A 563-nucleotide genomic window follows, 5' to 3' on the forward strand; every position below is an offset into this window, starting at 1 on the left:
AAAAAGAACGAAGACGCCGCCAGCGATAGACACCCAACGCTTCTTGTTGGGGTCTAACTGTGTCCAAAATCGCTTAATCATTGGGCACCTCCCAGCAGCGATGGACGCTTAGACGTTGGTGCGAGACCACGCTTCTGCTTCTTCGCCACATAGATCTCCGTCTTCTGGCCGGGCTCAAGCACGTTAAGCGGCCACGTAGTCACCGCAGCCACATCCCAGCTCCCACACAACGCCTCTTTGAACTCAATAGGCTGATCAGAGACGTTCAGGGCGACACCGATGAACACGTTAAGGTGGTGGCCCATCATGTATTGCCCCTTGCTGAAATCCACCTTTACCCCAGGATGAGCGCAGCTCGGCACCGCAGCACCAGCAGGGATGCGGTTCAACGTGTAACCTTGAGGGACTTCACCAAGAGCAATCTTTCGGAATACTGACCGGATGGTTTCGACATAAGGCTGGCTCTGTTCCCAGGTCTCAGCCTTGGTATTGGCAAAAGCACCAGTGATACCTACACCACCATCGAGCTTGAGAAAGACTTCTCTGGGCGGAATACGACGGGG

At 54.5% G+C, this 563-nt stretch carries 1 pseudogene; it reads right to left on the minus strand.

The annotated features are described in order from the left end of the window. Positions 1-77: 77 nt before the first annotated feature. Positions 78-563: pseudogene (locus BHE89_RS19870) on the minus strand (TraK domain-containing protein); the annotation flags it as partial.

Source organism: Shigella sp. FC1967, from assembly GCF_001743005.1.
Classification (GTDB): domain Bacteria; phylum Pseudomonadota; class Gammaproteobacteria; order Enterobacterales; family Enterobacteriaceae; genus Proteus.